Source organism: Sphingomonas sp. BL-S-30, assembly GCF_055521475.1.
The window spans coordinates 852469-876543 of record NZ_CM145481.1 but is presented as its reverse complement, the minus strand read 5'-3'; the positions used below and the strand labels follow the sequence as shown (position 1 = coordinate 876543).

Annotated in this window: 18 protein-coding genes and 2 riboswitches; of the genes, 10 read left to right on the top strand and 8 right to left on the bottom strand. The window is 67.1% G+C overall.

Features of this window, described 5'->3' with window-relative positions:
- Positions 1-3 precede the first annotated feature (3 nt).
- Genes ACZ1I5_RS03905 through ACZ1I5_RS03890 form a run of 4 tightly spaced genes read right to left on the bottom strand, consistent with a single transcriptional unit; the run spans position 4 to position 4611 of the window.
- On the bottom strand, positions 4-1539 hold the full coding sequence (locus tag ACZ1I5_RS03905) for a DHA2 family efflux MFS transporter permease subunit (RefSeq protein ID WP_465172433.1): 1536 nt from the start codon (positions 1537-1539) through the stop codon (positions 4-6).
- Entirely contained in the window at positions 1539-2744 is a 1206-nt protein-coding gene (locus tag ACZ1I5_RS03900; protein WP_465172432.1) for an EmrA/EmrK family multidrug efflux transporter periplasmic adaptor subunit, read from the bottom strand. Before ACZ1I5_RS03900 ends, ACZ1I5_RS03905 begins: the two co-directional genes overlap by 1 nt.
- On the bottom strand, positions 2741-4150 hold the full coding sequence (locus ACZ1I5_RS03895) for an efflux transporter outer membrane subunit (RefSeq protein ID WP_465172431.1): 1410 nt from the start codon (positions 4148-4150) through the stop codon (positions 2741-2743). The genes ACZ1I5_RS03900 and ACZ1I5_RS03895 overlap by 4 nt, the downstream gene beginning before the upstream one ends.
- Positions 4141-4611 carry a MarR family winged helix-turn-helix transcriptional regulator gene (locus tag ACZ1I5_RS03890; protein WP_465172430.1) on the bottom strand — a complete coding sequence of 157 codons (471 nt, stop codon included), beginning with the start codon at positions 4609-4611 and terminating at the stop codon, positions 4141-4143. Before ACZ1I5_RS03890 ends, ACZ1I5_RS03895 begins: the two co-directional genes overlap by 10 nt.
- A gap of 298 nt (positions 4612-4909) precedes the next feature.
- On the opposite strand from ACZ1I5_RS03890, the gene ACZ1I5_RS03885 reads away from it, so the two are divergent.
- Entirely contained in the window at positions 4910-7036 is a 2127-nt protein-coding gene (locus ACZ1I5_RS03885; RefSeq protein WP_465172429.1) for an autotransporter assembly complex protein TamA, read from the top strand.
- Positions 7036-11235 (top strand): translocation/assembly module TamB domain-containing protein, encoded by a 4200-nt coding sequence (locus ACZ1I5_RS03880; protein WP_465172428.1) that lies wholly within the window; start codon positions 7036-7038, stop codon positions 11233-11235. The genes ACZ1I5_RS03885 and ACZ1I5_RS03880 overlap by 1 nt, the downstream gene beginning before the upstream one ends.
- Before the next feature lie 194 nt (positions 11236-11429).
- Here the strand turns inward: ACZ1I5_RS03880 and ACZ1I5_RS03875 are convergent, their stop codons facing one another.
- Together ACZ1I5_RS03875 and ACZ1I5_RS03870 are read right to left on the bottom strand one after the other, a co-directional pair.
- Positions 11430-12842 (bottom strand): L-serine ammonia-lyase, encoded by a 1413-nt coding sequence (locus ACZ1I5_RS03875; RefSeq protein ID WP_465172427.1) that lies wholly within the window; start codon positions 12840-12842, stop codon positions 11430-11432.
- A 43-nt stretch (positions 12843-12885) separates the two neighbouring features.
- Positions 12886-12951, bottom strand: a riboswitch (glycine riboswitch).
- 1 nt (position 12952) lies between these two features.
- Positions 12953-13040, bottom strand: a riboswitch (glycine riboswitch).
- A gap of 43 nt (positions 13041-13083) precedes the next feature.
- Positions 13084-13938, bottom strand: coding sequence for a helix-turn-helix transcriptional regulator (locus ACZ1I5_RS03870; protein ID WP_465172426.1), 855 nt, complete (start codon positions 13936-13938; stop codon positions 13084-13086).
- 98 nt (positions 13939-14036) lie between these two features.
- Here ACZ1I5_RS03870 and ACZ1I5_RS03865 point away from each other — a divergent pair, with 98 nt between their 5' ends.
- Positions 14037-14915, top strand: coding sequence for an SDR family oxidoreductase (locus ACZ1I5_RS03865; RefSeq protein WP_465172425.1), 879 nt, complete (start codon positions 14037-14039; stop codon positions 14913-14915).
- Here ACZ1I5_RS03865 and ACZ1I5_RS03860 read toward each other — a convergent pair.
- Positions 14903-15544, bottom strand: a complete 642-nt coding sequence (locus ACZ1I5_RS03860) for a glutathione S-transferase family protein (protein ID WP_465172424.1) — start codon at positions 15542-15544, stop codon at positions 14903-14905. The genes ACZ1I5_RS03865 and ACZ1I5_RS03860 overlap by 13 nt on opposite strands.
- A gap of 20 nt (positions 15545-15564) precedes the next feature.
- Positions 15565-17622, bottom strand: coding sequence for a M13 family metallopeptidase (locus tag ACZ1I5_RS03855; RefSeq protein WP_465172423.1), 2058 nt, complete (start codon positions 17620-17622; stop codon positions 15565-15567).
- A gap of 171 nt (positions 17623-17793) precedes the next feature.
- Here ACZ1I5_RS03855 and ACZ1I5_RS03850 point away from each other — a divergent pair, with 171 nt between their 5' ends.
- The 7 genes from ACZ1I5_RS03850 to ACZ1I5_RS03820 are packed head-to-tail and all read left to right on the top strand — an operon-like array spanning position 17794 to position 23909.
- Positions 17794-19395 (top strand): carboxyl transferase domain-containing protein, encoded by a 1602-nt coding sequence (locus ACZ1I5_RS03850; RefSeq protein ID WP_465172422.1) that lies wholly within the window; start codon positions 17794-17796, stop codon positions 19393-19395.
- 3 nt (positions 19396-19398) lie between these two features.
- Positions 19399-19740 (top strand): hypothetical protein, encoded by a 342-nt coding sequence (locus tag ACZ1I5_RS03845; protein ID WP_465172421.1) that lies wholly within the window; start codon positions 19399-19401, stop codon positions 19738-19740.
- A 35-nt stretch (positions 19741-19775) separates the two neighbouring features.
- The gene (locus ACZ1I5_RS03840) at positions 19776-20249 is read left to right on the top strand and encodes a nuclear transport factor 2 family protein (RefSeq protein ID WP_465172420.1); all 474 of its coding nucleotides are present in this window, start codon (positions 19776-19778) and stop codon (positions 20247-20249) included.
- 2 nt (positions 20250-20251) lie between these two features.
- Entirely contained in the window at positions 20252-22204 is a 1953-nt protein-coding gene (locus ACZ1I5_RS03835; RefSeq protein ID WP_465172419.1) for an acetyl/propionyl/methylcrotonyl-CoA carboxylase subunit alpha, read from the top strand.
- The gene (locus ACZ1I5_RS03830) at positions 22201-22656 is read left to right on the top strand and encodes an N-acetyltransferase family protein (RefSeq protein WP_465172418.1); all 456 of its coding nucleotides are present in this window, start codon (positions 22201-22203) and stop codon (positions 22654-22656) included. The genes ACZ1I5_RS03835 and ACZ1I5_RS03830 overlap by 4 nt, the downstream gene beginning before the upstream one ends.
- Before the next feature lie 21 nt (positions 22657-22677).
- Positions 22678-23457 (top strand): SDR family oxidoreductase, encoded by a 780-nt coding sequence (locus ACZ1I5_RS03825; RefSeq protein ID WP_465172417.1) that lies wholly within the window; start codon positions 22678-22680, stop codon positions 23455-23457.
- Complete coding sequence (locus tag ACZ1I5_RS03820; RefSeq protein ID WP_465172416.1) at positions 23457-23909, top strand: MaoC family dehydratase; 453 nt, start codon at positions 23457-23459, stop codon at positions 23907-23909. Before ACZ1I5_RS03825 ends, ACZ1I5_RS03820 begins: the two co-directional genes overlap by 1 nt.
- The last annotated feature ends 166 nt before the right edge of the window (positions 23910-24075 follow it).

Here is a 24075-nt window from a genome sequence, read left to right as displayed (position 1 = left end):
GGATCAGTCCGCCGCAACCGGGCCCTTGGCGGGTTGCGGGCGGCGGGTGAGCCAGACCATGAAGGTCAGCGCGACGCACAGCCAGGCCGAGAGGCGGAACAGGTCGGTCGAAGCGAGCAGATAGGCCTGCCCGACCATCTGCCGCGTGATCGCGCCGGCCGCCTGGACATCGGTCAGGCCGAGACCGTGGAGCGCGTCGCGCGCTGCCTGGAAGGGCGCACCGGTGCCGACCGCTTCGGACAAATGGCTCTGGTGGAGCGCCTCGCGCCGGTCCCAGGCGGTGGTGGTGATCGAGGCGGCGAAACTGCCCGCGGTGATGCGCGCGAAGTTGGAGATGCCCGACGCCGACGGGATGCGCTCCGGCGGGATGCCGTCGAGCGAGATGGTGATCATCGCGAGGAAGAACGTGCTCATCGCCACGCCCTGGACGAGCAGGGGCAGCATGAAATCCCATTCGCTGGCGCCGGTCGTGTAGCCGGCGCGCATATAATAGGAGATGCCGAACGCCACGAAGGAGATCGAGGCGAGGATACGCGCATCGACCTTGCCCGAGGCGCGGGCGACGAAGGGCGTGAGGATCACCGCCACCAGCCCGCTGGGCGCGGCGACGAGGCCCGCCCAGGTTGCGGTATAACCGAGCTGAGTCTGCAGCCAGAGCGGCAGGATGAGCGTGTTGGCGAAGAACACCGCATAACCGAGACAGAAGGCGATCGACCCGAACAGGAAGTTGCGGTTCTTGAACAGGGTCAGGTCGACCGTCGGGTTGGCATCGGTCAGTTCCCAGATCACCCAGGCGGCGAAACCGATCACCGCGATGACCGCCATCACCACGATGCGGGTGGAGTTGAACCAATCGTCATTCTTGCCGAGATCGAGCATCATCTGCAGCGAGCCGACCCAGAGGACGAGCAGGATCAGCCCGACCTGATCGATCGGCAGTTTGCGCGTCGGGGTCTCGCGCCGGCGCAGGCTCTGCCAGCAGATAAAGGCGCAGAACAGGCCGACCGGCACGTTGATCAGGAAGATCCAGCTCCAATGATAATTGTCGGAGATATAGCCGCCCAGGATCGGCCCCATGATCGGCGCGACCAGGGTGGTGATCGACCAGATGCCGAGCGCGGTGGAGCGTTTCTGCGGCGGGAAGATTGCGATGAGCAGCGCCTGGCTGCCCGGGATCATCGGGCCCGACACCGCGCCCTGCAGGATGCGGAAGCCGATCAGCGAGGGCAGATCCCACGCGATGCCGCACAGGAAGGAGGCGAAGGTGAACAGCAGCACCGAGACGCTGAAGGTCTTCACCACGCCGAAGCGGCCCATCAGCCAGCCAGTCAACGGCACGGCTACGCCGTTCGCCACGGCGAAGGCCGTCACGATCCAGGTGGAATTGTCGCTGCTGACGCCGAGATTGCCGGCGATCGTGGGCAGGGACACATTGGCGATGGTCGAATCGAGCACCTGCATGAAGGTGCCGAGCGCCAGCGCGAACGCGGTCAAGGCTAGCGCGCCGCCCCGGAGCGGCGCCTGGGCGGCGCCGGACATCAGCGGTTCGCCGCGATGATCTGCGCGATGCGCGCCTCGACCCTGGGGTCGCCACCATCCGACGCGCCGTCATGATAGACCTGCCGCGCTGGCGCACCGACGCGCGCGCCGCTGGCGTCCGCGGTGTCGATCGTGGCGTTGACCGAGAGGCCGACGCGCAGCGGATTGCGCTGAAGCTCGCCCCGGTCGAGCGCGATGCGCACCGGCAGGCGCTGCACCACCTTGATCCAGTTGCCGCTGGCATTTTGCGGCGGAAGCAGCGCGAAGGCGCTGCCGCTGCCGGCGCCGAGGCCGATGACGCGGCCATGATAGACCGTGCCGCTGCCATACATGTCGGCGGTCACCGTCGCGGGCTGACCGATGCGGATATCCTTCAGCTGAGTCTCGCGGAAATTGGCGTCGATCCAGACGCGGTCGAGCGGGACGACCGCCATCAGCGGCGTGCCGGCCGCGACCTGCTGGCCGAGCTGGACGGTGCGCTGAGCGACGACGCCGTCGATCGGCGCGATGATGTGCATATGGCTGTGCGCGATGGCGGCGCGACGATAGGCCGCGATCGCGGCGAGCACTGCCGGATTGGTCGAGACGGTGGTGCCCTGCACGCCGGTGCGCGACTGGGCCTGCTGGCTGCGCGCGAGCGCGAGATTGGCCTGGGCGACCTTCACCGCATCGGCGGCGTGGCTGAGTTCCTCGCCCGAGACGGCGCCTTCGGCGGCCGCACCGCGACGACGCGAGAGGTCGTTCTGGGCGCGCTGAAGCTCGGCCTGGGCCTGGCCGACGGCCGCGCCGGTCTCGTTGAGCTTGGAGAAGTCGGACCGGGTGGAGCGGACCGCCCGGGCGAGTTCGGCTTCCGCAGCGGCGAGGCCGACATCCACCGTCGCCGGATCGAGATCGAGCAAAGGCTGGCCGGCGCGGACCGTCTGGGTGTTGTCGGCATGGATGGCGAGGATGGTGCCGGGGTCGCGCGCGGTGATCGAGACCACGTCGCCCGCGACATAGGCGTCATCCGTTTCCTGCTCGGGCTTGGCGAGCACGAAATGGAATACACCCCAGATGATCGCCGCGATGGCGATGACGATGGCCAGGATGGTCAGGCCACGGCGGCGTGCATTGGGGTTTCCGCGCACGAGCGGCGGCGGAGGAGCGGCGGGCTCGGGCGCGGCCGGTGCCTCGGCGGGCACTTCGATCTTTTCCATCTTGGTCATTTCGGGTCCTTCGGATCGAAGCCGCCGCCCAGCGCCATGACCAGCGCGACCCGCTGGCTGGCGGCATCGGCCGCGAAATTGGCATCGGATTGCTGCGCGTCGAGCAGCCGCACATCGTTGTCGACAAGGCCGAGACGGGATTCGAGCCCGCTCGACACGCGGATGGTGTTGAGACGTCCGGTCTCGGCGAGGCCGCGCACGACCTCCGCCTGGCGCGCGCGATCCTCGGTGAGGCTGCGGATGCGGGTGAGCGCATCGGCGGCTTCGCGGACGGCGCCGACGACCTTTTCGTTATAATCGGCGATGGCGATATCGACCCCGGCGGTCGCGCCTTCGAGGCCGGCCTTCAACCGCCCATTGTCGAAGATCGGCAGGTGGATCGCGGCGCCGCCGCCCACCGTGCCGGCATCGGCGTTGAAGAAATTGCCCACCCCGATCGCCTGCAGGCCAACCAGCGCCGACAGATTGACGTCCGGGTAGAAAGCACGACGCGCGGCCAGCCGGCCCTGCGAGGCCGCGTCGATCCGCGCCAGTGAGGCGGCGACATCGGCGCGCCGGGCGAGCAGGTCAGCAGGGATCGTCGCGGGCAGCGGCAGGGCCGCATCGAGCTGGAGCCGTGCGGGAGCGATGGTCGCGGGATAATCCACGCCGCGCCCGGCTAGGGCGGCGAGCGCATTCGCCGCGAGTTCGCGTTGCGCCGTCGCACGGACGAGCGCCTGCTGCGCCTGGGCGAGCAGGGTCTGCGCCGCCTGCGCATCGAGATCGCTTGCCAGCTTGTTGCGGATACGGACCTGCACCAGCCGGAGCGAGCCCTGGCGGGTGGCGATGGTCTGCTGCGCCAGCGCCGCGAGGCGTTCGGCGCGGGCGAGCTCGATATAGGTCTGCACGACCGACCCGGCGAGCGCGAGGCGGGCGGCGGTCGCATCGAGCATTGCCGCACGCGTCGAGGCGCGCGCGCCGGCGATCACGGCCTTTTGCCGGCCGAAAAGGTCGAGGTTCCAGTTCAACCCGGCCTGGGCCTGGCCGATGAACCGCGTGGTGCCGGCGAAAGGCGGCGGGATCTGGTAGCGGCCGCTGAGACGGGCGACCTGCGCCTGGGCGTCGAACGCCGCATTGGGGCCGTCATCGGCGCGCTGGCTGGCGAGGATCGCGCTTGCCTGGCGCACGCGTGCGAGCGCCGCATCCAGCGTGGGATTGCCCGCCTGGGCATCGGCGACCAGCCGGTCGAGCTGGGGATCCCCGAAGGAACGCCACCAGTCATCGGCGATCGCCGGGAACGCGGCGTCGGCAGCACCGGTCAGGCCAAGCGCGGAATCGGCGATCGGCGCCACTTCAGGCCGCGACGCGGGGATCGCACAGCCCGCCAGCAAGGCCGTGGTGGCAAGCGCCAGGGCGGTCAGGCGCATGATGGATCTCCGACACTGGCCTCGAGCGTCGTCCGCAGGCGCTGAAGATGGCCGATCAGCTGCGCCGCGTCCTCCGGCGACCATTCGGCGAGCCAGCCGTTCCACAGATCGACCACGCCGTGCATGCAGCGCTCGGCGACCTGCTGACCTTTCTCCGTCAGCACGAGATTGATCACGCGCCGGTCGCCTTCGTCCCGGTCTCGCGCGAGGAAGCCGCGCTCCTCGAGCGAGTCGACCAGGCGCGTCGTGGCGCCCTTGTCGTGCCCGAGATCGTGCGCGAGCGCACGACAGGTAAGGCCGCGGGCGAGCCAGATCGACACCAGCGCGGACCATTGCAGGTGGGTGATGTCCTCCGCGACGAAGATCGGCTCCAGCCCCATCTGCGCAGCCTGGAAGATGCGCTTGGTCAGATAACCGACCGAGATGTCGGGATTGAACTCATCGTGCGTGTAGATCGGCACGTCGTTGCTCCAGCAATGGTTGCTGCGGCAACTAATAAGCGCGCCACCTCACCGTTTCAAGTGAGCGGCGCGGGGAAAATTTCGAGGCATGCCTTGGTATGAGGGACGGACGGAGACGGGTGTTCGACGTGTAGAGGGAACCGCCAGGGCTTCCGGTCAGTTAAGCAGGACAGGGGCCGGGATGGCCGGGTTGTGCCTTAACCAGACGCAACCCGCCCGATAGGCGCCGCAGGGCAGGTATTTTATTCATTGCGCCGGGGGACAGGCTGTTTTGCGTTCAAGCTCAAGCTTAGTCCTGTTGGCGAGCCTGTATGCCGTTACGCAGCCTGTATCCGCACAGCGCCGCCCCGATCCGGTCGAGCAGGCGCGGAAGGACCAGCAGGATCAGGCGGCCAAGACCGACCCCGCCGCGCCCGCCAGCAGCGATCCGATCATCCCGGAGTCGCAGTTCCAGGAAGCGTTGCCGCCGATCGACGGGGCGCTGAACCAGCCGCTGGCGCCGATCGAGAGCATCGATGCGATGCCGGTCGCGCCCGCCGCCCAGACGACGACGCCGAATCCTGCCGCGCCGCAGACGGCCGCCGCGCCGGCCGCCGAGGATCCGGCGCTCACCCAGCCCCTGCCCCCGCTCGCCGGCTTCGACGTCGAGCCGCCGCCCGCGACGACGCAGACCGAGATTGCCGACACCCCGCCCGAGCTACGCTACTCCGTGAAGATCGAGGGGCTCGACGCGGTCAATCTCGAAGGCCCGTTCCGCGCGCTCTCCGCACTCGACAAGGGTGACGGCAAGGGCGCCAATGGCGCGGTGATCGCGGCGCGGGCGAAAGAGGATGAGGGGCTCGCCCAGCGCCTGCTCCGCTCCGAGGGCTATTATGACGGCGTGGCCTCCTCGCTGGTCGAGCCGGTGCAGAACCAGCCCGGGCGAGTCACCGCGACGATCAGCGCGGCACCCGGCACGCGCTACACGCTCGGCTCGATCGTCATCGAAGGTCCCGAGACGGTGCCGCCGGGCCTGATCCGTAGCGCGCTGGCGCTGCGCACCGGCGACCCGATCGTCGCGAGCGCGATCGAGGCTGCCGAGGCCGGCGTCGCGCTGAAGCTGCCGCAACAGGGTTATCCCTTCGTCAAGATCGGGCAGCGCGACATCGAACTCGACGACGCGACTCATCTCGGCGCCTATACGCTGCCGGTGGAACCGGGGCCGCGATCCTCGTTCGGTACCTATTCGACGACAGGCAAGCTCGCCTTCGACGCGAAGCATGTCGGCATCCTCGCGCGCTTCAAGCCGGGCCAGCTCTATGACGACCGGCAGGTTAACGACTTGCGCGAGGCACTGGTCGCGACCGGCCTGTTCGACAGCGTCGCGGTCGAGCCGCGCCAGACCGGCCGGACGGCGGCCGACGGCACCGAAGTGGTCGACCTGCTCGTCACCCAGAATGCCGGCAAGCCCCGCCGTCTGGCCGCGACCGCGGGTTATTCGACGGGCGAAGGCATCAGGCTCGAGGCGAGCTGGACTCACCGCAACCTGTTCCGCCCGGAAGGGTCGCTGACCTTCAGCGGTACCGCGGGGACGCAGGAACAGGGGCTCGCCGCCACGTTCCGCCGCGCCAATGCGGGGCGCCGCGACAAGACCGTATTGTTCGGCGTCACCGCCAACCGGCAGGACTTCAAGGCGTACAAGGCGCTGACGATCGGCATCAACGGCAAGATCTCGCTCGATTCCACCCCGATCTGGCAGAAGCGCTGGACCTGGGCGTACGGCTTCGAACTGCTCGGATCGCGCGAGGACACGTTCCAGCCGGCCAGCGGCACGCGCGCCTATCAGAATTACGGTATTTTCGGCCTGAACGGGCAACTCGCGTTCGACAGCACGAACAGCCTGCTCGATCCGACCAAGGGTTTCCGCGCGATGATGCGCATCAGCCCGGAGACGTCGCAGACCGAAGGCAGCAACTATCGTTACGCCCGCGCGCAGGTGGACGGCAGCACCTATTACCCGGTCTCGGACAGCCTGGTGGTGGCCGGGCGCGTGCGGGTCGCTTCGATCGCCGGCGCGCCGCGCGATGCGATCGCGCCGTCGCGGCGGCTTTATGCGGGTGGCGGCGGATCGGTGCGCGGCTTCGGCTATCAACAGCTGGGCCCGCGCGACACCAATAACGATCCGGTCGGCGGGCGCAGCCTGGTCGAGGGCGCGATCGAGGCACGGTACCGCTTCGGCGACTACGGCATCGTGCCGTTCTTCGATGTGGGCCAGGCCTATGCCTCGACTCAACCGAAGTTCAGCGACCTGCGCTATGGCGTCGGTATCGGCGCGCGTTACTACACCAATTTCGGGCCGGTACGGTTCGACGTCGCGACGCCGTTGGGCCGGCGCAAGGGCGAAGCGAAGGTCGCGATCTATATCTCGATAGGGCAGGCCTTCTGATGGCCGAAACCGAGGTCGAAACCGTGGTGCCGCGCCGCCGCTTGCCGGTCGGGCGGATCGCCAAATGGGTGGCAATCACTGTCGCGGCTCTGCTCGCGCTCGCCGTGCTGGCGGTGTTCGCGCTCAATACCGATCCGGGCCGGCGATTCCTCGCTGGCAAGCTGACCGGCTATGAGACGGCGTCCGGCATCAAGGTCGAATTCGGCCGGCTGGAGGGTTCGCTCTACGGCAAGCTGACCATCCGCGACCTGAAGATCAGCGATCCCAAGGGCGTGTTCGCCACCGCGCCGCGAGTCGATCTCGACTGGCGGCCCTTCGCCTTCATCCGCAACCATGCCGATATCCGGTCCGCCAGCGCACCGCTGATCACCCTTGCCCGCCTGCCCGAACTGAAAGTGGTGCCGAGCGACCCCAACGCCCCTACCCTGCCCGATATCGACATCGATATCGGCAGACTGAAGGTTGACCGCCTGGTGCTCGGCGCGCCCGTCACCGGCACGCGGCGCCTGATGACGCTCGATGCCGTCGCGCATATTGCCGACGGCCGCGCGCAGATCACCGGCAACGCAGCCGCGCTGGACGGCGGCGACCGGCTCGCGCTGGTGCTCGATGCCGTGCCGGACCAGGATCGGCTGATCGTCGATGCGCGGCTCGATGCGCCGGCGGGCGGAATCGTCGCGGGCATGGCGGGTCTCAAACAGCCGCTCGTCGCGCGGATCGACGGGCGGGGAAGCTGGTCGTCCTGGCAGGGCAAGGCGCGGGCGCTGCTCGGCGGCCAGCCGCTGGCCGCGCTCGATCTCACGGCACGCAACGGCACCTTCACCGCGCGCGGACCGCTTCATCCCGGGCTGATCCTGGCCGGGCCGGTCGAGCGGCTGACCGCGCCGGCACTGCTGGTCGATCTGACCACGACCCTGGCGCAGCGGCGCGCGAACACGAAGCTGTCGGTCAAGTCCGACGCGCTGGCGGTCACGGCGAACGGCATGATCGATCTGGCGCAGAGCCGCTTCGAGGGATTGCAGGTCGAGGCGAGCCTGCTCACCCCCGGATCGATCGCGCCGAACCTCAACGGGCGTGACGTGCGCGCGTCGCTGCGGCTCGACGGCGCCTTTGTCCGGCCGCTGGTCGACTACAAGATCAGCGCCGCGGCGATCGGCTTCGACAAGACCGTGGTGCAGGGCCTCTACGCCGAAGGCCGCAGCCGGGTCGATGCCGACCGCATCATCGTGCCCGTCACCGGCCGCATCGCGCGCGTCACCGGGCTGAACGCGGCGGCCGGCGGCTTGCTGACAAAGGTGACGATCAACGGCGAGTTCGCGATCTCCGGCGACACGATCCTGTCGGACAATCTGCGCATCCGTTCGCCCCAGATCGATGCCACCGCGATCGTCGTCGCCGACCTGTCGACCGGCATCTACCGCGCCGGGCTGAAAGGGCGGATCAACGATTACCGGATCGACGGCGTCGGCATCATCAACCTGACGACCGACATGAACCTGGTCACCGTCCCGTCCGGCGGCTTCGGGCTGAAGGGAAGGTTCGGCGTCACCACGGTGAAGCTCGACAATGCCGGCGTTCAGAACTTCCTGGGCGGACGCGCGGTGATCGTCGGCAATCTCAGCTTCGATCCCAAGGGCGTGTTCCGGGTCCAGAACCTACGGGTCGCGGCGCCGAGCTTCCGCCTCACCGGCGGCCAGGGCAGTTATTTGCCCGACGGCCGCATCGCCTTCACCGCGCAGGGCCATTCGACTCAATATGGCCCGCTGGCGGTCGCCATATCGGGCACCGCCGAGCGCCCGCTGATCAAGCTGCGGGCGAGCCGGCCCAATGTCGGCGTGCAGCTCAGCGATGTCGTGGCGACGATCCGCGGAACCGGGACCGGCTATGCCGTGGTCGCGACCGGCGGCTCGCCTTATGGGCCGTTCAACGCGGACGTGCTGATCCGCACCGGTGGCGGGCCGCTGACCATCGACATCCACCGCGCGCGCTTCGCCGGGGTCGGTTTCGCGGGCACCGTCCGCCAGGCGCCCGCCGGGCCGTTCATCGGGAAGCTCACCGCCAATGGGTCGGGCATCACCGGCACCGTCACTTTGTCGGCGGTCGGCAAGATCCAGCGCGCGCAGGTCTCGGCCCGGGCCAATGGCGCGCATATCCCCGGCCAGGCCAAGCTGGTGATCGAGCGTGCGATCGTCGAGGCGACGATCACCCTCTACACCAAGGCGCCGGAGATCCTCGCCGATGTCCAGCTCGCCGGCGTGCGCCAGGGCAGTTTCTTCCTCCAGGCGGCGCGCGCCAAGGTGAATTACCAGGGCGGGCGCGGCACCGCGCAGATCGTCGCCAATGGCCAGAGCGGCGCGAGCTTCCGCATCGCCGCCAACGCCCAGCTCTCGCCCGACCTGTACCGGGTCGCGGCGCAGGGCCAGGTAGGCACTGTGCCCTTCCACCTCGCCCAGCCGGCGATAATCCGGAACGAGCACGGCATCTATGTGCTCGCGCCGGTCGCGATCGTCGTGCCGCAGGGGCAGGTGCGGGTGGCCGGTCGCTATGGCAAGACGCTCGAGCTGCAATCGCGCTTCGACAATTTCGATCTCGCGATCCTCAACACCTTCGCCGCCGGCGCGGGCATCGGCGGCCGGGCGACCGGCAGCCTGGACTATGTCCAGGCCGGATCGGGCGTGCCCCGCGCCGACCTGCGCGTCGACATCCGTAGCTTCACCCGCTCCGGCGCGGCGGTCGTGTCCACCCCGGTCGACATCTCGGCGCTCGGCACGCTCCGCCCCGAAGGCGGCGCGCTCGCCGCGCTGATCAAGCGCGGCGGTGCGACGATCGGGCGGGCGCAGCTGCGGTTGCAGCCGGTCGGCGGCGGCGACTGGATGACGGCGCTGATGGATGCCCCGCTCGGCGGCGGCATCCGGTATAACGGACCGGCCGACGTGCTGTGGAGCCTGTCGGGCCTGGCGAACCAGACGCTCACCGGGCAGATCGGCATTGCCGCCGATTTCTCCGGCCGTATCTCCAGCCCGCAGCTGACCGGGCTGATCCGCGCCAATGCGCTGGCCTATGATAACGAGACCTATGGCACCCGCATCAGCGCGATCAAGCTGACCGGACGCTTCACCAACGACCGGTTCGAGATCAGCGAGTTCACCGGGCGCGCCGGCAAGGGCACCGTCTCAGCACGCGGCAGCGTCGGGTTCGGCTCGGACGCGGGCTTCCCGATCGATGTCCGGGTGACCTTGAGCAATGCGCAGCTCGCGCGCAGCGACGCGCTGGGCGCGACCGTCTCGGGCGAGATCGCGGTGACCAACAGCAAGGCGAATGGCGGCCTGATCTCCGGCACCCTGAACCTGCCCGAAGTGCGGTACGAGATCATCCGCCAGGGCGCGGCCGAAGTCGCCGAACTGCAGGGGGTGCGCCGCAAGGGCACCAGCCGCGCGCAGGCCGCGCGCGATGCGGCCAAAGCTGCGGCAGGCGTGCCCAGCCTGTTCAAGCTCGACCTGCGCATCCGTGCCGACAACCGGCTGTTCGTGACCGGCATGGGGCTGGAAAGCGAATGGAGCGCCGACCTGCGGGTGGGCGGCACCTCGGCCACGCCGGAGGTGATCGGCAATGTCGACCTGGTGCGCGGCACCTATAATTTCGCGGGCAAGCGTTTCGATCTCGACCAGGACAGCATCATCCGCTTCGAAGGCGGCCCGGTGACGAACCCGAGCTTGTCGATGCGGGCGACGGCGACTCTCTCCGGCACCGCGATCACCATCAATATCGGTGGCCGGGCGCAGAACCCGCAAATCACCTTCACTTCCTCGCCCAGCCTGCCGCAGGACGAACTGCTCTCGCGCATCCTGTTCGGCAACTCGATCACCGAGCTGTCGCCGATGCAGGCGATCCAGCTCGCCTCGGCGCTCAATTCGCTGCGCGGCTCGGGCGGCGGGCTCAATCCGCTGGGCAAGCTGCGCTCCGCCTCGGGCATCGACCGGTTGCGCGTGCTGGGCGCGGACGAGGCAACCGGGCGCGGAACGTCCGTCGCCGCGGGCAAATATATCTCCAACGATATCTATGTGGAGATCGTTACCGACACGCGCGGCTTCACCGCGACCCAGATCGAGATCGCCTTGTCCAAGGCATTGAGCATCCTGAGCCAGACCGGCGGATCGAACGGGACCGCGATCAACCTGCGCTATTCGAGGGATTATTGACGGGCGGCTTGAGGCGTAGAGCCGAAACCCATACCGTCTCCGTTCGTCCTGAGTAGCCATTGAGCTTGTCGAATGGCGTATCGAAGAACAGGCGTCATGCGCTCCAACTGTCCTGCGATACGGGTCTTCGACTTCGCTCAGCCCCTACTCAGGACGAACGGTTTGCTCCTTGCACCTATTGATCCAACTGCCTGTCAGCACTCCACCACGTTGACGGCGAGGCCGCCCAGGCTGGTTTCCTTGTATTTGGAGCGCATGTCCTCGCCGGTCTGGCGCATCGTCTCAATCGCCTGGTCGAGGCTGACGATGTGGGTGCCGTCCCCGTCGAGCGCGAGATAGGCGGCGTTGATCGCCTTGACCGCGCCCATCGCGTTGCGCTCGATGCAGGGCACCTGGACCAGCCCGCCGATCGGATCGCAGGTCAGGCCGAGATTATGTTCGATGCCGATCTCGGCGGCATTCTCGATCTGGGCGTTGGTGGCGCCGAGCACCGCCGCGAGGCCGCCGGCGGCCATCGAGCAGGCCACGCCGACCTCGCCCTGGCAACCCATCTCCGCCGCTGAGATGGAGGCGCGGGTCTTGTAGAGCATGCCGATCGCCGCCGCAGTCGACAGGAAGATGCGGATGCCCTCGCGCGTCGCGGGACCCTCGAACGTCTCGTAATAGCGGATCACCGCGGGGATGATGCCCGCGGCGCCGTTGGTCGGCGCGGTGACCACACGACCGCCGGCCGCATTCTCCTCGTTCACGGCCAGCGCCCAGAGGCTGACCCATTGGATGGTATGCGACGGGGCGCCGCGTTCCGAGCGGGAGATCAGCGCTTCGTGCAACCCCTTGGCGCGGCGGCGAACGCTCAGGCCGCCCGGCAATATGCCGTCCTTCACCATGCCGCGATCGATGCAGGCGCGCATCGCGTCAGCGACGCCGTCGAGCAGCGCGTCGGTCTCGGCCGCCGTACGCCAGGCGGTGTCGTTGCGGCGAACCAGCTCGCTGATCGAGATATGCTCGGCCTCGGCCGCCAGCAGCAGCTCGTCACCCGACGTGAAGGGGTGACGCACCGCGACATTGCCGAGCTCCGGCCGCTCCCCGCCGCGCCGGATGGTGCCGCCGCCGACCGAATAATAGCGCAGCGTCTGCGACGTTCCGTCGGGGAACCAGGCAGTCAGATCGAGAGCATTGGGATGTTCCGGCTCGAAGCGTTCGGGATGGAAATCGATCCCGCCCTTGCCGTCCAGCGCCACCGGATAGCCGCCCTCTCCGCCTCCTCGCCCGAGCGGCAGCGCATTGTCCGCGCGGAACCCGGCGACCAGCGCCGCCGCCGCTTCGGGATCGACCGTCTCCGGCTCCCAGCCGGCCAGGCCGAGCAGGACCGCGACATCGGTACCGTGGCCGATGCCGGTCAGCGCAAGCGACCCATAGAGGCTGCAGCCAACCCTGGTCGCGCGCTCCGGCAACGCCAGGATGGTCCGCGCGAAATCCGCCGCCGCGCGCATCGGCCCGACCGTGTGCGAGCTGGAAGGGCCGATGCCGATGGTGAACATCTCGGCGATGCTGATCGGGCGAAAGCGCGGGTCCGGAAAAGTCGAGGTCGCGAGAGGTGAGGTCACCGAGGCATGCTCCTGTCAGGCGCTGTGCGCGCCGTTGCATGCCCCCTCTGTCCCTTTGCCTGAGATCGCTATCCCGTCGGCGGGTGCCGTGGCACCACTCTCCAGAGTGTCTGTGTCGCGCGGTCCTTTTGCCTGAGAGTTTCCGGGGCGGTTGCTCCTTCGGCGCCGGCCAAAGCCGATCTCTCCCGTGCGACGACCGATAGGTGAGCGAGTGCCCGCGCCAAGTCAATCGCCACGCTGGTCAGGATGCCCAGGCAGCGCGGGATTCCGTGGCGGGCGCTTCCCATCCGTCGACCAGGGACTGGATGAGCGCCCGGTCGTCCGGCGTCGCCGGGTTGTAGACGATCAGGCTGAGGTCCGGCCGGCCGTCCACCGCGAAGGCGGAATATTCCAGGGCGATCAGGCCGACCTGGGGATGGCGCAGATGCTTGGTCCCGTCGCCATAGGTCCGCACTTCATTGTCGCGCCACATCGAGGCGAATTCCGGGCTCGACCGGCAGAGTTCCTCGACCAGCGGCGCGACCTCGGCATCGGCGCCCGCGCGTGCGGCGTCGATCCGGAAGGAACTCACGACGAAACGGGCGACCGATTCCCATTGCGGCTGCGCCGCGCGGACTCGATCGTCGCAGAAGATCAGGCGCAGGATATTGCGCTGGCCGGGCGGGATCGAACCATAATTGGTGAGCACGACCGCCGCGGCGCGGTTCCAGGCGACGACGTCCCAGGTCGCGGTGCGCACGATGGCGGGACTGCAGGTCAGCACGTCGAGCAGCCGCTGCAAGCGCGGCGTAATCGAATCGCTACCACGATACTGGGCCGCGGGCGGGCGACCGAGACCGAGCAGGAACAGATGCTCGCGCTCGACCTCGGTCAGGGTCAATGCCGTCGCGATGCGGTCGAGCACTTCGGCCGAAGCTTTTCCGCCGCGCCCCTGTTCGAGCCAGGTGTACCAGGTCGGGCTGATATTGGCGCGCTGCGCCACTTCCTCGCGGCGCAACCCCGCGGTCCGCCGCCGCCCGGCGAACCCGAACGAGGCGGGATCGAGCCTGGTGCGCCGGTTCCGGAGATAGGTGCCGAGCATATTGTCGTCGGACATGGCTGCCCATCCAGTTAGTAATTATAGCATGATAATGTCACTACTTTACCTGCATAATGTGGATCACGACAATAGGCGTATCGAATGGAGACAAGCAGATGCGCGTATTTGTAACAGGTGCCACAGGTTGGGTCGGGTCGGCGGTGGTCGAGGAACTGGTCAGTGCCGGCCATCAGGTGACAGGCCTGGCCCGGTCCGCGGAAAAGGCAGCCGGGCTCGCCGCGGCCGGTGCCGACATCGTGTCCGGGACACTCGACGACCTCGATATTCTGCGCGACGGCGCGGCGGCGGCGGACGGGGTGATCCACACCGCGTTCAACCATGATTTCTCGCGGTTTGCCGAGAATGCGCGGCAGGACCAGCTGGCGATCGAGACACTGGGCAGCGCGCTGATCGGGTCGGACCGGCCGCTGATCGTTACCTCGGGCTTTGCCTTGCTCGCGCCGGGCCGGGTCGCGACCGAGGCGGATCTGCCCGCATCGCACCCCTCCTACCCGCGCCGGTCCGAGGCCGCCGCGATAGCCCTGGCGGCGCGCGGGGTGCGGGCCGCCTCCATCCGGCTTGCGCCATCGGTCCACGGCGCTGGCGATCACGGCTTCATCCCGTTCCTGATCGGCCTGGCCCGCGAGAAAGGCGTGTCCGCCTATATCGGCGAGGGGTCGAACCGTTGGCCGGGGGTGTATCGGCTCGACGCCGCGCGCCTCTACCGGCTGGCGCTCGAACAGGGCGCCACCGAGGCGGCCTATCACGCGACCGGTGACGAAGGAGTCGCGTTCAGGGACATTGCCGCCGTGATCGGGCGGCGGCTCGGCGTGCCGGTCGAATCGCGTGGACCGGAGCATTTCGGCTGGTTCGCCGATTTCGCCGGAGCGGATATTCCCGCATCGAGCGCGCGCACGCGGTCGTCGCTGGGCTGGGAACCGACGGGCCCGGATCTGCTGAGCGACATCGACCAGCCCGGCTATTATGCTGCCTGATCCGGCAGCGTGAGCTTGAACGCCTGATAAGCGTCAGTGAATTCGGGGAGCGCTTCGCACCGTGCGGCGTGCTCCCCCAGGGCGACCCAGCCATCCATGACGAACTGATCGGCCAGCGCCTCGCTGACGAAGCGGTGCATCGTGCCGAGCAGGACATCGGCGTGGCTCATCGTCTCGCCGAGCAGCCATGGGTCCTTCGCCGCCGCGCGCTCGCGTTCGAGCAGGTCGAGCGTGTCGATCACCTGGGCGCGGCACCGCTCGACCCACATCTTCAGGCCGCCATCGCGAAAGGCACGTTCATAGACCAGGCTGACCGCCTTTTCCGCGACGCCGGCGGCGAAGGCGCAGGTACGGAGCATGGCACGGCGATCGTCGCCGCGGCGGGTGAGGAAGGCGCGATCGGGGCCGACCATCTCGTCGAGCGCATCGACGATCGCACTGCTGTCGGTCAGCGCGACGCCGTCGTCGTAAACAAGCGTCGGCACGCGCCGCAGCGGGTTGTAGCGCGCGATCTCCTCGACATCGCCGAACGCCGACAGCGGCGCGTGGCGATAGGGCAGATCATAGAACTTCAACGTCACCGCGACGCGGCGGACGAAGGGCGAATCATATTGTCCGATCAGCAACATGGTCCGCCCTTCCCGTCCTTTTACCAGACCTTCACGCGCGCACTGGGTTCCAGATACAGCTTCTGGCCCGGCTGCACGTCGAATGCCTTGTACCACGCATCGAGGTTGCGAATGGTCTGCGCGCGGAAGCGGCCCGGCGAATGGCCGTCGGTCGCGATCTGCTGGCGCATCGCCTGTTCACGCGTCTTCTCGCGCCAGCTCTGGGCGAAGGCGAGCATGAAGCGCTGATCGCCGGTCAGCCCGTCGATCACCGGCGCTTCCTTGCCGCCGAGCGAGGCACGGTACGCCTCGTACGCCGCGGTCAGGCCAGCAACGTCGGCGATATTCTCGCCCAGCGTCTGTTCGCCGCTGAGGTGAAGGCCGGGCAATGCTTCATAGGCGTCATATTGTTTGGCCAGCGCCGCGCTCTGCTGCTTGAAATGCGCGAAGTCGGCGGGGGTCCACCAGTTGCGCAGCTTGCCGCTCGAATCGAATTCAGCGCCGGTATTGTCGAAGCTGTGGCTGATCTCGTGGCCGATCACCGCGCCGATCGACCCGTAATTGGCCGCTGCGTCGGCCTTGGGATCGTAGAAGGGCGCTTCGAGGATCGCCGCCGGGAAGTTGAGCGCATTCTGCAACGGCAGATTAACCGCGTTGACCGTCTGCGGCGTCATCCACCATTCGCCCTTGTCCGGCGCCTTGCCGATCTTGCCGAGCTGATGCCGGTATTCCGCGAGGCGCGCACGCTGCAGATTGCCGAGCGGATCGTCCGCCTTGATGTCGAGCGACCCGTAATTGCGCCAGGTCTCGGGATAGCCGACGCCGACGCGCATCGTCTCGATCTTCTTGCGCGCTTCGGCCTTGGTCGCCGGCGCCATCCAGGTCAGATTCTCGACGCGCTTGTCGAAGGCGGCGAGGATGTTCTTCACCATGTTCTGGATGTCGGTCTTGGACGAGGCCGGGAAGAATTTCGCGACATAGATCTGGCCGACCGCGTCGCCCAGGCTGTTGTTCACGGCGGCAATCGCCCGCTTGTCGCGCGGCCGTGGCTGCTGCGTGCCGCTCAGCGTCTTGCCGTAGAAGTCGAACGAGGCATCGTCGAAGGCCTTGGGCAGCACCGGCGTGACGGTGTTGATGTGGTGGAAGGCCATCCAGTCCTGCCACGCTTCCAGCGGCTCGCTGGCCACCAGGGCGGAGAGCTTCGCGGTCGGGGCGGGATGCCAGACGATGAAGTCCTGCTGGCCCGAAAGGCCCGCCGCGCTGAAGAAAGCGTTCCAGTCCAGGCCCGGCGCCTTCTTCGCGAAGTCCGCCTGTTTCCACGGGTTGTTCGCCTTGTGGACGTCCTGGCTCTCGATATAGCCGGCATGCGCCGTGGCGATCTTGGTCTCGAGCGCCATTACACGGTCGGCGCGCGCAGCGGGATCGCTCAGGCCGGCCAGGGTGAAGACCTTGGTAACATAGGCCTTATAGGCGGTGCGGACCTGCGCCATGTCGGGCTTGGCCGAGACATAATAGTCGCGCTCGGGCAGGCCGATGCCGCCCTGAAGCAGATACGGCACGGTCTGGCCCGGATTGTCGAGCGCCTGGGTGACGAACAGGCCAAACAGATGCTCGGTCTTGAAATTGGTCGCGTTGAGCGGATCGACATCGGCGCGAAGATCGGCGCCGAGGGCCTTGGCCAGGGCGGTCTTGTCCGCAATGGCGGCGATCGCGTCCAGCTCGGGCTTGATCGGGGCGAGGCCGCGCTTCTCGATGCCGGCGGTGTCGAGATAGGCATTGTAGAAATCGGCGATCCTGCGCTGGTCGGTGCCGGCAGCGGCATTGGCCTTGGCGGCTTCCGCGATCAGCTGCGCATTGCGGCCTTCCGCGATGTTGAACACCTGCAGAAAGATGCCGGTGCTCGACCGGTCGGCCGGGATCTCGGTCTTCGCGCGCCAGCCGCCATTGGCATATTCATCGAAATCGTCGCCGGGTTTGACGGCCTTGTCGAGCCCCGCCACGTCGACGCCAATCGCGCTGCCCGCAACCGGCGTCGTTGCGCTCTGGGTGCAGGCAGTGGTGGCGAGCAGGGCAGCGAGAAAAATCGTTGAACGCTTCATGTGATAGACCTCTCCAAGGTGTATGGCGCGGGGGATACACCCGTGTTTTCGGTTACACCAGATACCAACGCCGCCCCTTCCCCGCGCCGCCCTGCACAGCTTTATGCCGCGAGCGTCGCTTCCCATTCGCGCGATCGCTGTCTAGTCAGGGGCCAAGATGAGGATAACACCATGAGCGCGCCGGCTCTCGACACCAAGCTATCGCCGGAGAGCGAGACCTTCCGCGCCAACGCAGCGCATAACCGGGCATTGGCGGATCGACTCCGTGCCGACGTCGCGCGGACGGCGCTTGGCGGGTCCGAGAAAAGTCGCGAACGGCACGCGTCGCGCGGCAAACTGCTCCCACGCGACCGCGTCGAGCGGTTGCTCGATCCGGGATCGCCCTTTCTCGAGATCGGGCAGCTCGTCGCGAACGGGCTCTATGACGACGAGGTGCCGGGTGCCGGCGTGATCGCGGGTATCGGCCGGGTCTCCGGCCGGCAGGTGATGATCCTGTGCAATGACGCCACGGTGAAGGGCGGGACCTATTATCCGCTGACGGTGAAGAAGCATCTGCGCGCGCAGGAGATCGCCGAGGCGAACCGCCTGCCCTGCATCTATCTGGTCGATTCGGGCGGCGCCAATCTGCCGCACCAGGCGGAGGTGTTCCCCGACCGCGACCATTTCGGGCGGATCTTCTTCAACCAGGCGACCATGTCGGCCAAGGGCATTCCGCAGATCGCCTGCGTAATGGGCAGCTGCACCGCGGGCGGCGCCTATGTGCCGGCGATGTCCGACGAGACGGTGATCGTGCGCAACCAGGGCACGATCTTCCTCGCCGGCCCGCCGCTGGTGAAGGCAGCGACGGGCGAAGTGATCTCGGCCGAGGAGCTGGGCGGCGCGGAGACGCATGGCCGCAAGTCGGGCGTGGTCGACCATGTCGCCGAGAATGACGAGCATGCGCTGACCATCGTGCGCGACATCGTCTCGACCCTGCCGGAGAACCAGAAACCCGACATCGCGCTGGTGGAGCCCCGGGCGCCGAAGTTCGACGCGGAGGAGCTGTACGGGATCATCCCGTCGGACGTTCGCGCGCCGTATGACGTGCACGAGGTGATCGCGCGGCTGGTCGACGCGTCCGAGTTCCACGAATTCAAGGCGCTCTATGGATCGAGCCTGGTGTGTGGCTTTGCGCATATCTGGGGCATGCCGGTCGCGATCCTCGCCAATAACGGCGTGCTCTTCTCGGAGAGCGCGGTGAAGGGGGCGCATTTCATCGAGCTGGCGTGCCAGCGGCGCATCCCGTTGCTGTTCCTGCAGAACATCTCGGGCTTCATGGTCGGCGGGCGCTATGAAGCGGAGGGCATCGCCAAGCATGGCGCGAAGCTCGTGACCGCAGTGGCGACGGCGAGCGTGCCGAAGATCACCGTGCTGATCGGCGGCAGCTTCGGCGCAGGCAATTACGGCATGTGCGGCCGGGCCTATTCGCCGCGGTTCCTGTTCAGCTGGCCCAACAGTCGGATCAGCGTGATGGGTGGGGAGCAGGCGGCCTCGGTCCTGGCGACGGTGCACCGCGATGCGGAGAGCTGGACCGAGGAAGAGGCCGAGGCGTTCAAGGCGCCGATCCGCCAGAAATACGAGGACGAGGGCAATCCCTGGCACGCGACGGCGCGGCTGTGGGACGACGGCATCATCGATCCGGCGCAGACGCGCGATGTGCTCGGGCTGGCGTTTGCGGCGACGTTGAATGCGCCCATTCCGGAAAAGGCGTCGTTCGGCGTGTTCAGGATGTAAGCGATGGAATTCGAGCTCGAGGACGGCCTGGTATTCCCAAGGCCCAATGCCGCGACGCTGGATGCGCAACTGCGTATCCTCGCACCGGACAGCAGGAACAGCTTCGCGATCCTGACCCTGTCGGATGGCGATTACATGCAGACCGCCTGCGAGGGCGATGGCTACGTCATCGAACGGCAATCGCAGGATCCGGTTCACCATTTCCGGGCGGTCAGGCCAGCGGGTGGCACGCTGTTCACGATCGACGAAGTGATCGCGGCCTTTGTCGCCTTTGCGTACGAACCGGCTCATCCGCTCTTCCTCGTCTGGGAATCGATGGACGATGAGCTCGGAATATCATCGTGACCGTCGAGACGGCGCCCTTCCATGGAGTCCTGTGAATGTCCCTGATGCTTGCGCTTCTCGCCCAGGTCACGCCGATGCAGCCGATGCCGAAGGGCACCGGCCTGCCGCCTCCCGGCACTGACGAGGGCGCGGTGATGGCGCCGATCAATGCGCTGTTCGCTGGGCTGGCCGCGCGGGACTCCGCCGCGATCCTGGCGCAGCTTCGTAGCGAGGGCGGCGCGACCGTGGCCAATGAGGCGCCCAACGGCACGCGCACCGTCCGCCATATGAGCTGGGCGGAGTTCGCCGCCGGGGTCAAACCCGGCCCGGAGAAATATGAGGAGCGCATCAGCAACCCAGCGATCGAGATCGACGGCGACATCGCGATGGTCTGGGCGCCCTATATTTTCCTGATCGACGGCAAGGCGCATCATTGCGGCGTCGACCATTTCGATCTGGTCCGCGAAGCCGGCGCCTGGAAGATCGTCAACATCACCTGGACCGCGCGCGCCACGGGTTGCGAGGGCTGATCTTGCTGAAATCCCTTCTCATCGCCAATCGCGGCGAGATCGCCTGCCGGATCATCCGCACCGCGCGGGCGATGGGCGTGCGCACCGTCGCGGTCTATTCGGATGCCGATGCCAAGGCGCTGCATGTGCGTCAGGCCGATGAGGCCGTGCATATCGGCCCCTCCCCGGCGCGCGAGAGCTATCTGGTCGGCGAGAAGATAATCGCCGCTGCGAAGCACACCGGGGCCGAGGCGATCCATCCGGGCTATGGCTTCCTGTCGGAGAATGCCGACTTCGCGCAGGCGGTGATCGATGCCGGCATTATCTGGGTCGGGCCCAAGCCCGATAGCATCCGCGCCATGGGGCTGAAGGATGCCGCCAAGGAGCGGATGATCGCGGCGGGCGTGCCCGTGACGCCGGGCTATCTCGGCGAGGACCAGTCGCCGGAGCGGCTCGCGGCGGAGGCTGCGGCGGTTGGCTATCCCGTGCTGATCAAGGCGGTTGCGGGCGGTGGCGGCAAGGGCATGCGCCGCGTCGAAGCGCCGGAGAATTTCGCCGACGCGCTGCTGTCCTGCCAGCGCGAGGCAGCATCGTCCTTCGGCAACACACAGGTGCTGATCGAGAAATACATCCTCTCGCCGCGGCACATCGAGGTGCAGGTGTTCGGCGATGCCCAAGGCAATGTCGTCCATCTGTTCGAGCGCGACTGCTCACTGCAACGCCGCCACCAGAAAGTGATCGAGGAAGCCCCTGCCCCCGGCATGGACGAGGTGACGCGCGAGGCGATCTGTGCCGCAGCGGTGAAGGCGGCCAAGGCAGTCGACTATGTCGGCGCCGGCACGATCGAGTTCATCGCCGACGCCAGTGAAGGCCTGCGCGCCGACCGCATCTGGTTCATGGAGATGAACACGCGGCTGCAGGTCGAGCATCCGGTGACCGAGGAGATCACCGGGCAGGATCTGGTCGAGTGGCAGTTGCGGGTGGCGAGCGGGGAGCCGCTGCCGAAGCGGCAGGATGAGCTGGCTATTGATGGCTGGGCGATGGAGGCGCGGCTTTATGCCGAGGATCCACGGAACGGGTTCCTGCCCTCCATCGGCGAGCTCGAATCATTCAAATTCATGACGCCGTGGGAAGACCAATGGACCACACGAAAGGACATGGGATATGATTGGGGCGACGTCGTTTCTCCTTTCTACGACCCCATGCTCGGCAAGCTGATCGAGCATCGTGAAAGCCGGGAGGAAGCGGCGCGGGAACTGGCATCCACCTGCGAAACCGCGCAGATCAGTCCGGTGCGGACTAACTTGGCCTTTGTCGCCCGTGCTCTCGATCATCCTGATTTTCTGGCCGGCAAGATCGACACCGGCTTTATCGATCGACATCTCGCGGAACTCGCGACGCCTGAACTTCCCGTCGAGACCATGGCAGCAGAAGCTGCCTATGACCTAGGTGAACTCGACACGAAAGGGCAGGATCCCTGGAACAATCTCGGCTTCAGGCTCAATGCCGAGCGCCGTGCACCCGTTCGGGTGGTGGACGAATTTGGCGTCGTTCATGAGAGCAACCTAGTCGAGCGGTTCACTTCGCAAGCCTTGTCGATCATCGGCCAGAGCCTGATGAATACCGATTATGCCGGCCCGGGTTTACATTTTGGCGGGTTCGAACGGGACGGGACCGCGGTCAGCTTTGCTGACGGCGAACATCGCAGCTTCCGCCTTTACGAACCACGCGGAACCGCCGTCGGCGCATCTTCTGACGGCACCATCCTCTCCCCCATGCCCGGCCGCATCATCGCGGTCGAAGTCGCAGCAGGCGCCACCGTCACCAAGGGCCAGAAGCTGCTCACCCTCGAAGCGATGAAGATGGAGCACAGCCTCGTTGCGCCGTTCGACGGAACGGTGGCGGAGCTTGGCGCGGAGACCGGCGGACAGGTGAGCGAGGGTGCGGTGCTCGCCCGGATCGAGCGGGCCGCATGAGCATCATCTTCCGCCCAGCGACCGCCGATGATCTGCCCGCGATCGTCGCGCTGCTCGACGATGACGAGCAGAGCAAGGGGCGCGAGGATGCGAGCCTGCCGCTCGATCCGCGCTATCTCGCCGCGTTCGAGGCGATCGTCGCCGATCCGAACCAGATGCAGGTCGTCGCCGACCTCGACGGCGCGGTGGTCGGCACGATGCAATTGAGCTTCCTGCCAGGCATCGCCTTTCGCGGCGGCTGGCGCGGGCAGATCGAGGCAGTGCGGATCGCGAGCAGCCTGCGCGGCCAGGGACTCGGCAAGCAGATGATCGAATGGGCGGTTGCGCTGTTCCGCGAGCGCGGCTGCCATATGGCGCAGCTCACCTCCATGTCGACGCGGACCGATGCGCATCGCTTTTACGAGCAAATGGGCTGGAACAAGAGCCATGCCGGGTTCAAGCTGAAGCTCTGAAAAACAAACCAGGGGATGGATATGGCCGACGGCTTCGATTTCACCGGCAAGACCGTGATGGTGTTCGGCGGGACCAGCGGGATCAACCTGGGCATTGCCAAATCCTTTGCCCGGCGCGGGGCGACGCTCGCCGTTGCCAGCCGCAGCCAGGACAAGGTCGATGCCGCGGTGGCGGCGCTGTCGGAGAACACGCCGGCGCTCGGCTATAGCCTCGACGTGCGCGACTATGATGCGGTGAAGGCGGCGATCGACGATTTCCGCGCGCAACGCGGCACGATCGACGTGCTGGTGTCGGGCGCGGCCGGCAATTTCCCCGTCGCGGCGGCGATGCTCAGTTCGAACGGGTTCAAGGCCGTTACCGAGATCGACACGCTCGGCACCTTCCATGTCATGCGCGCCGCGTACGAGCATCTGACCAAGCCCGGCGCGAGCATCATCAACATTTCGGCGCCCCAGGCGTTCATCGCCACGCCGTTCCAGGTCCATGTCTGCGCAGCCAAGGCCGGGGTCGACATGATCACCAAGACGCTGGCGATCGAATGGGGGCCGGAAGGCGTGCGGGTCAATTCGGTCTCGCCCGGGCCGATCGCCGGGACCGAAGGCATGGAGCGGCTGGCGCCGACGCCCGAGGCCAAGGCGAAGTCGGCCCGGTCGGTGCCGCTGGGGCGGATGGGCACGGTCGACGATGTCGCCGATGTCTGCCTGTTCCTCGCCTCGGACTATGCGCGCTATGTCTCGGGCGTGGTGCTGCCGGCCGATGGCGGCTGGACCGCGGGACGGACCCTGGGAGGCATGAGCTGATGGCCGGCAGATTCTATGACGAATGGCAGGTCGGCGACCGGATCAATCACGAGATTCGGCGCACCGTGACCGAGACCGACAATCTGCTGATGTCGACGCTGACCCATAATCCGCAGCCGCTGCACCTCGATGCCGAATATGCCGGCGCGACCGAGTTCGGGCGGATCGTCGTCAATGGCACCTTCACCTTCTCGCTGATGGTCGGGGTGTCGGTGGGCGACACGACGCTCGGCACGCTGGTGGCGAACCTGGGTTACGATAAGCTGGTGATGCCCAAGCCGGTGTTCATTGGCGATACGCTGCGCTGCGAGACCGAGGTGGTCGAGTTGCGCGAGAGCAAGTCGCGCGCCGATGCCGGACTGGTGACGTTCCGCCACCGCATGATCAACCAGCGCGACGAAGAGGTGTGCTCGTGTCTCAGGACCGCGCTGATGCGGAAGAAGCCGGCCTGAGATTTCCCTGTTTCTGCACCAATAACAGGGAATTAACAGGGAATTTCGTTTTTTCCGGCCGCCGACTCGACCGTTTTCACCAAATCGTCCAGCATTCACAATGTGTTGATCGAAATTCCCTGTTATGCCGGAACAGCGAATTTTGCCGAGCGGAACAGGGAAATGC

Excerpts from the sequence above, each read along its gene's own strand:
- ACZ1I5_RS03865 (WP_465172425.1), top strand. The coding sequence starts at position 14,037 with ATGCGCGTATTTGTAACAGGTGCCACAGGTTGGGTCGGGTCGGCGGTG.
- ACZ1I5_RS03860 (WP_465172424.1), bottom strand. The coding sequence starts at position 15,544 with ATGTTGCTGATCGGACAATATGATTCGCCCTTCGTCCGCCGCGTCGCG.
- ACZ1I5_RS03905 (WP_465172433.1), bottom strand. The coding sequence starts at position 1,539 with ATGTCCGGCGCCGCCCAGGCGCCGCTCCGGGGCGGCGCGCTAGCCTTG.
- ACZ1I5_RS03845 (WP_465172421.1), top strand. The coding sequence starts at position 19,399 with ATGGAATTCGAGCTCGAGGACGGCCTGGTATTCCCAAGGCCCAATGCC.
- ACZ1I5_RS03850 (WP_465172422.1), top strand. The coding sequence starts at position 17,794 with ATGAGCGCGCCGGCTCTCGACACCAAGCTATCGCCGGAGAGCGAGACC.
- ACZ1I5_RS03820 (WP_465172416.1), top strand. The coding sequence starts at position 23,457 with ATGGCCGGCAGATTCTATGACGAATGGCAGGTCGGCGACCGGATCAAT.
- ACZ1I5_RS03870 (WP_465172426.1), bottom strand. The coding sequence starts at position 13,938 with ATGTCCGACGACAATATGCTCGGCACCTATCTCCGGAACCGGCGCACC.
- ACZ1I5_RS03855 (WP_465172423.1), bottom strand. The coding sequence starts at position 17,622 with ATGAAGCGTTCAACGATTTTTCTCGCTGCCCTGCTCGCCACCACTGCC.
- ACZ1I5_RS03840 (WP_465172420.1), top strand. The coding sequence starts at position 19,776 with ATGTCCCTGATGCTTGCGCTTCTCGCCCAGGTCACGCCGATGCAGCCG.
- ACZ1I5_RS03830 (WP_465172418.1), top strand. The coding sequence starts at position 22,201 with ATGAGCATCATCTTCCGCCCAGCGACCGCCGATGATCTGCCCGCGATC.
- ACZ1I5_RS03880 (WP_465172428.1), top strand. The coding sequence starts at position 7,036 with ATGGCCGAAACCGAGGTCGAAACCGTGGTGCCGCGCCGCCGCTTGCCG.
- ACZ1I5_RS03900 (WP_465172432.1), bottom strand. The coding sequence starts at position 2,744 with ATGACCAAGATGGAAAAGATCGAAGTGCCCGCCGAGGCACCGGCCGCG.
- ACZ1I5_RS03895 (WP_465172431.1), bottom strand. The coding sequence starts at position 4,150 with ATGCGCCTGACCGCCCTGGCGCTTGCCACCACGGCCTTGCTGGCGGGC.
- ACZ1I5_RS03825 (WP_465172417.1), top strand. The coding sequence starts at position 22,678 with ATGGCCGACGGCTTCGATTTCACCGGCAAGACCGTGATGGTGTTCGGC.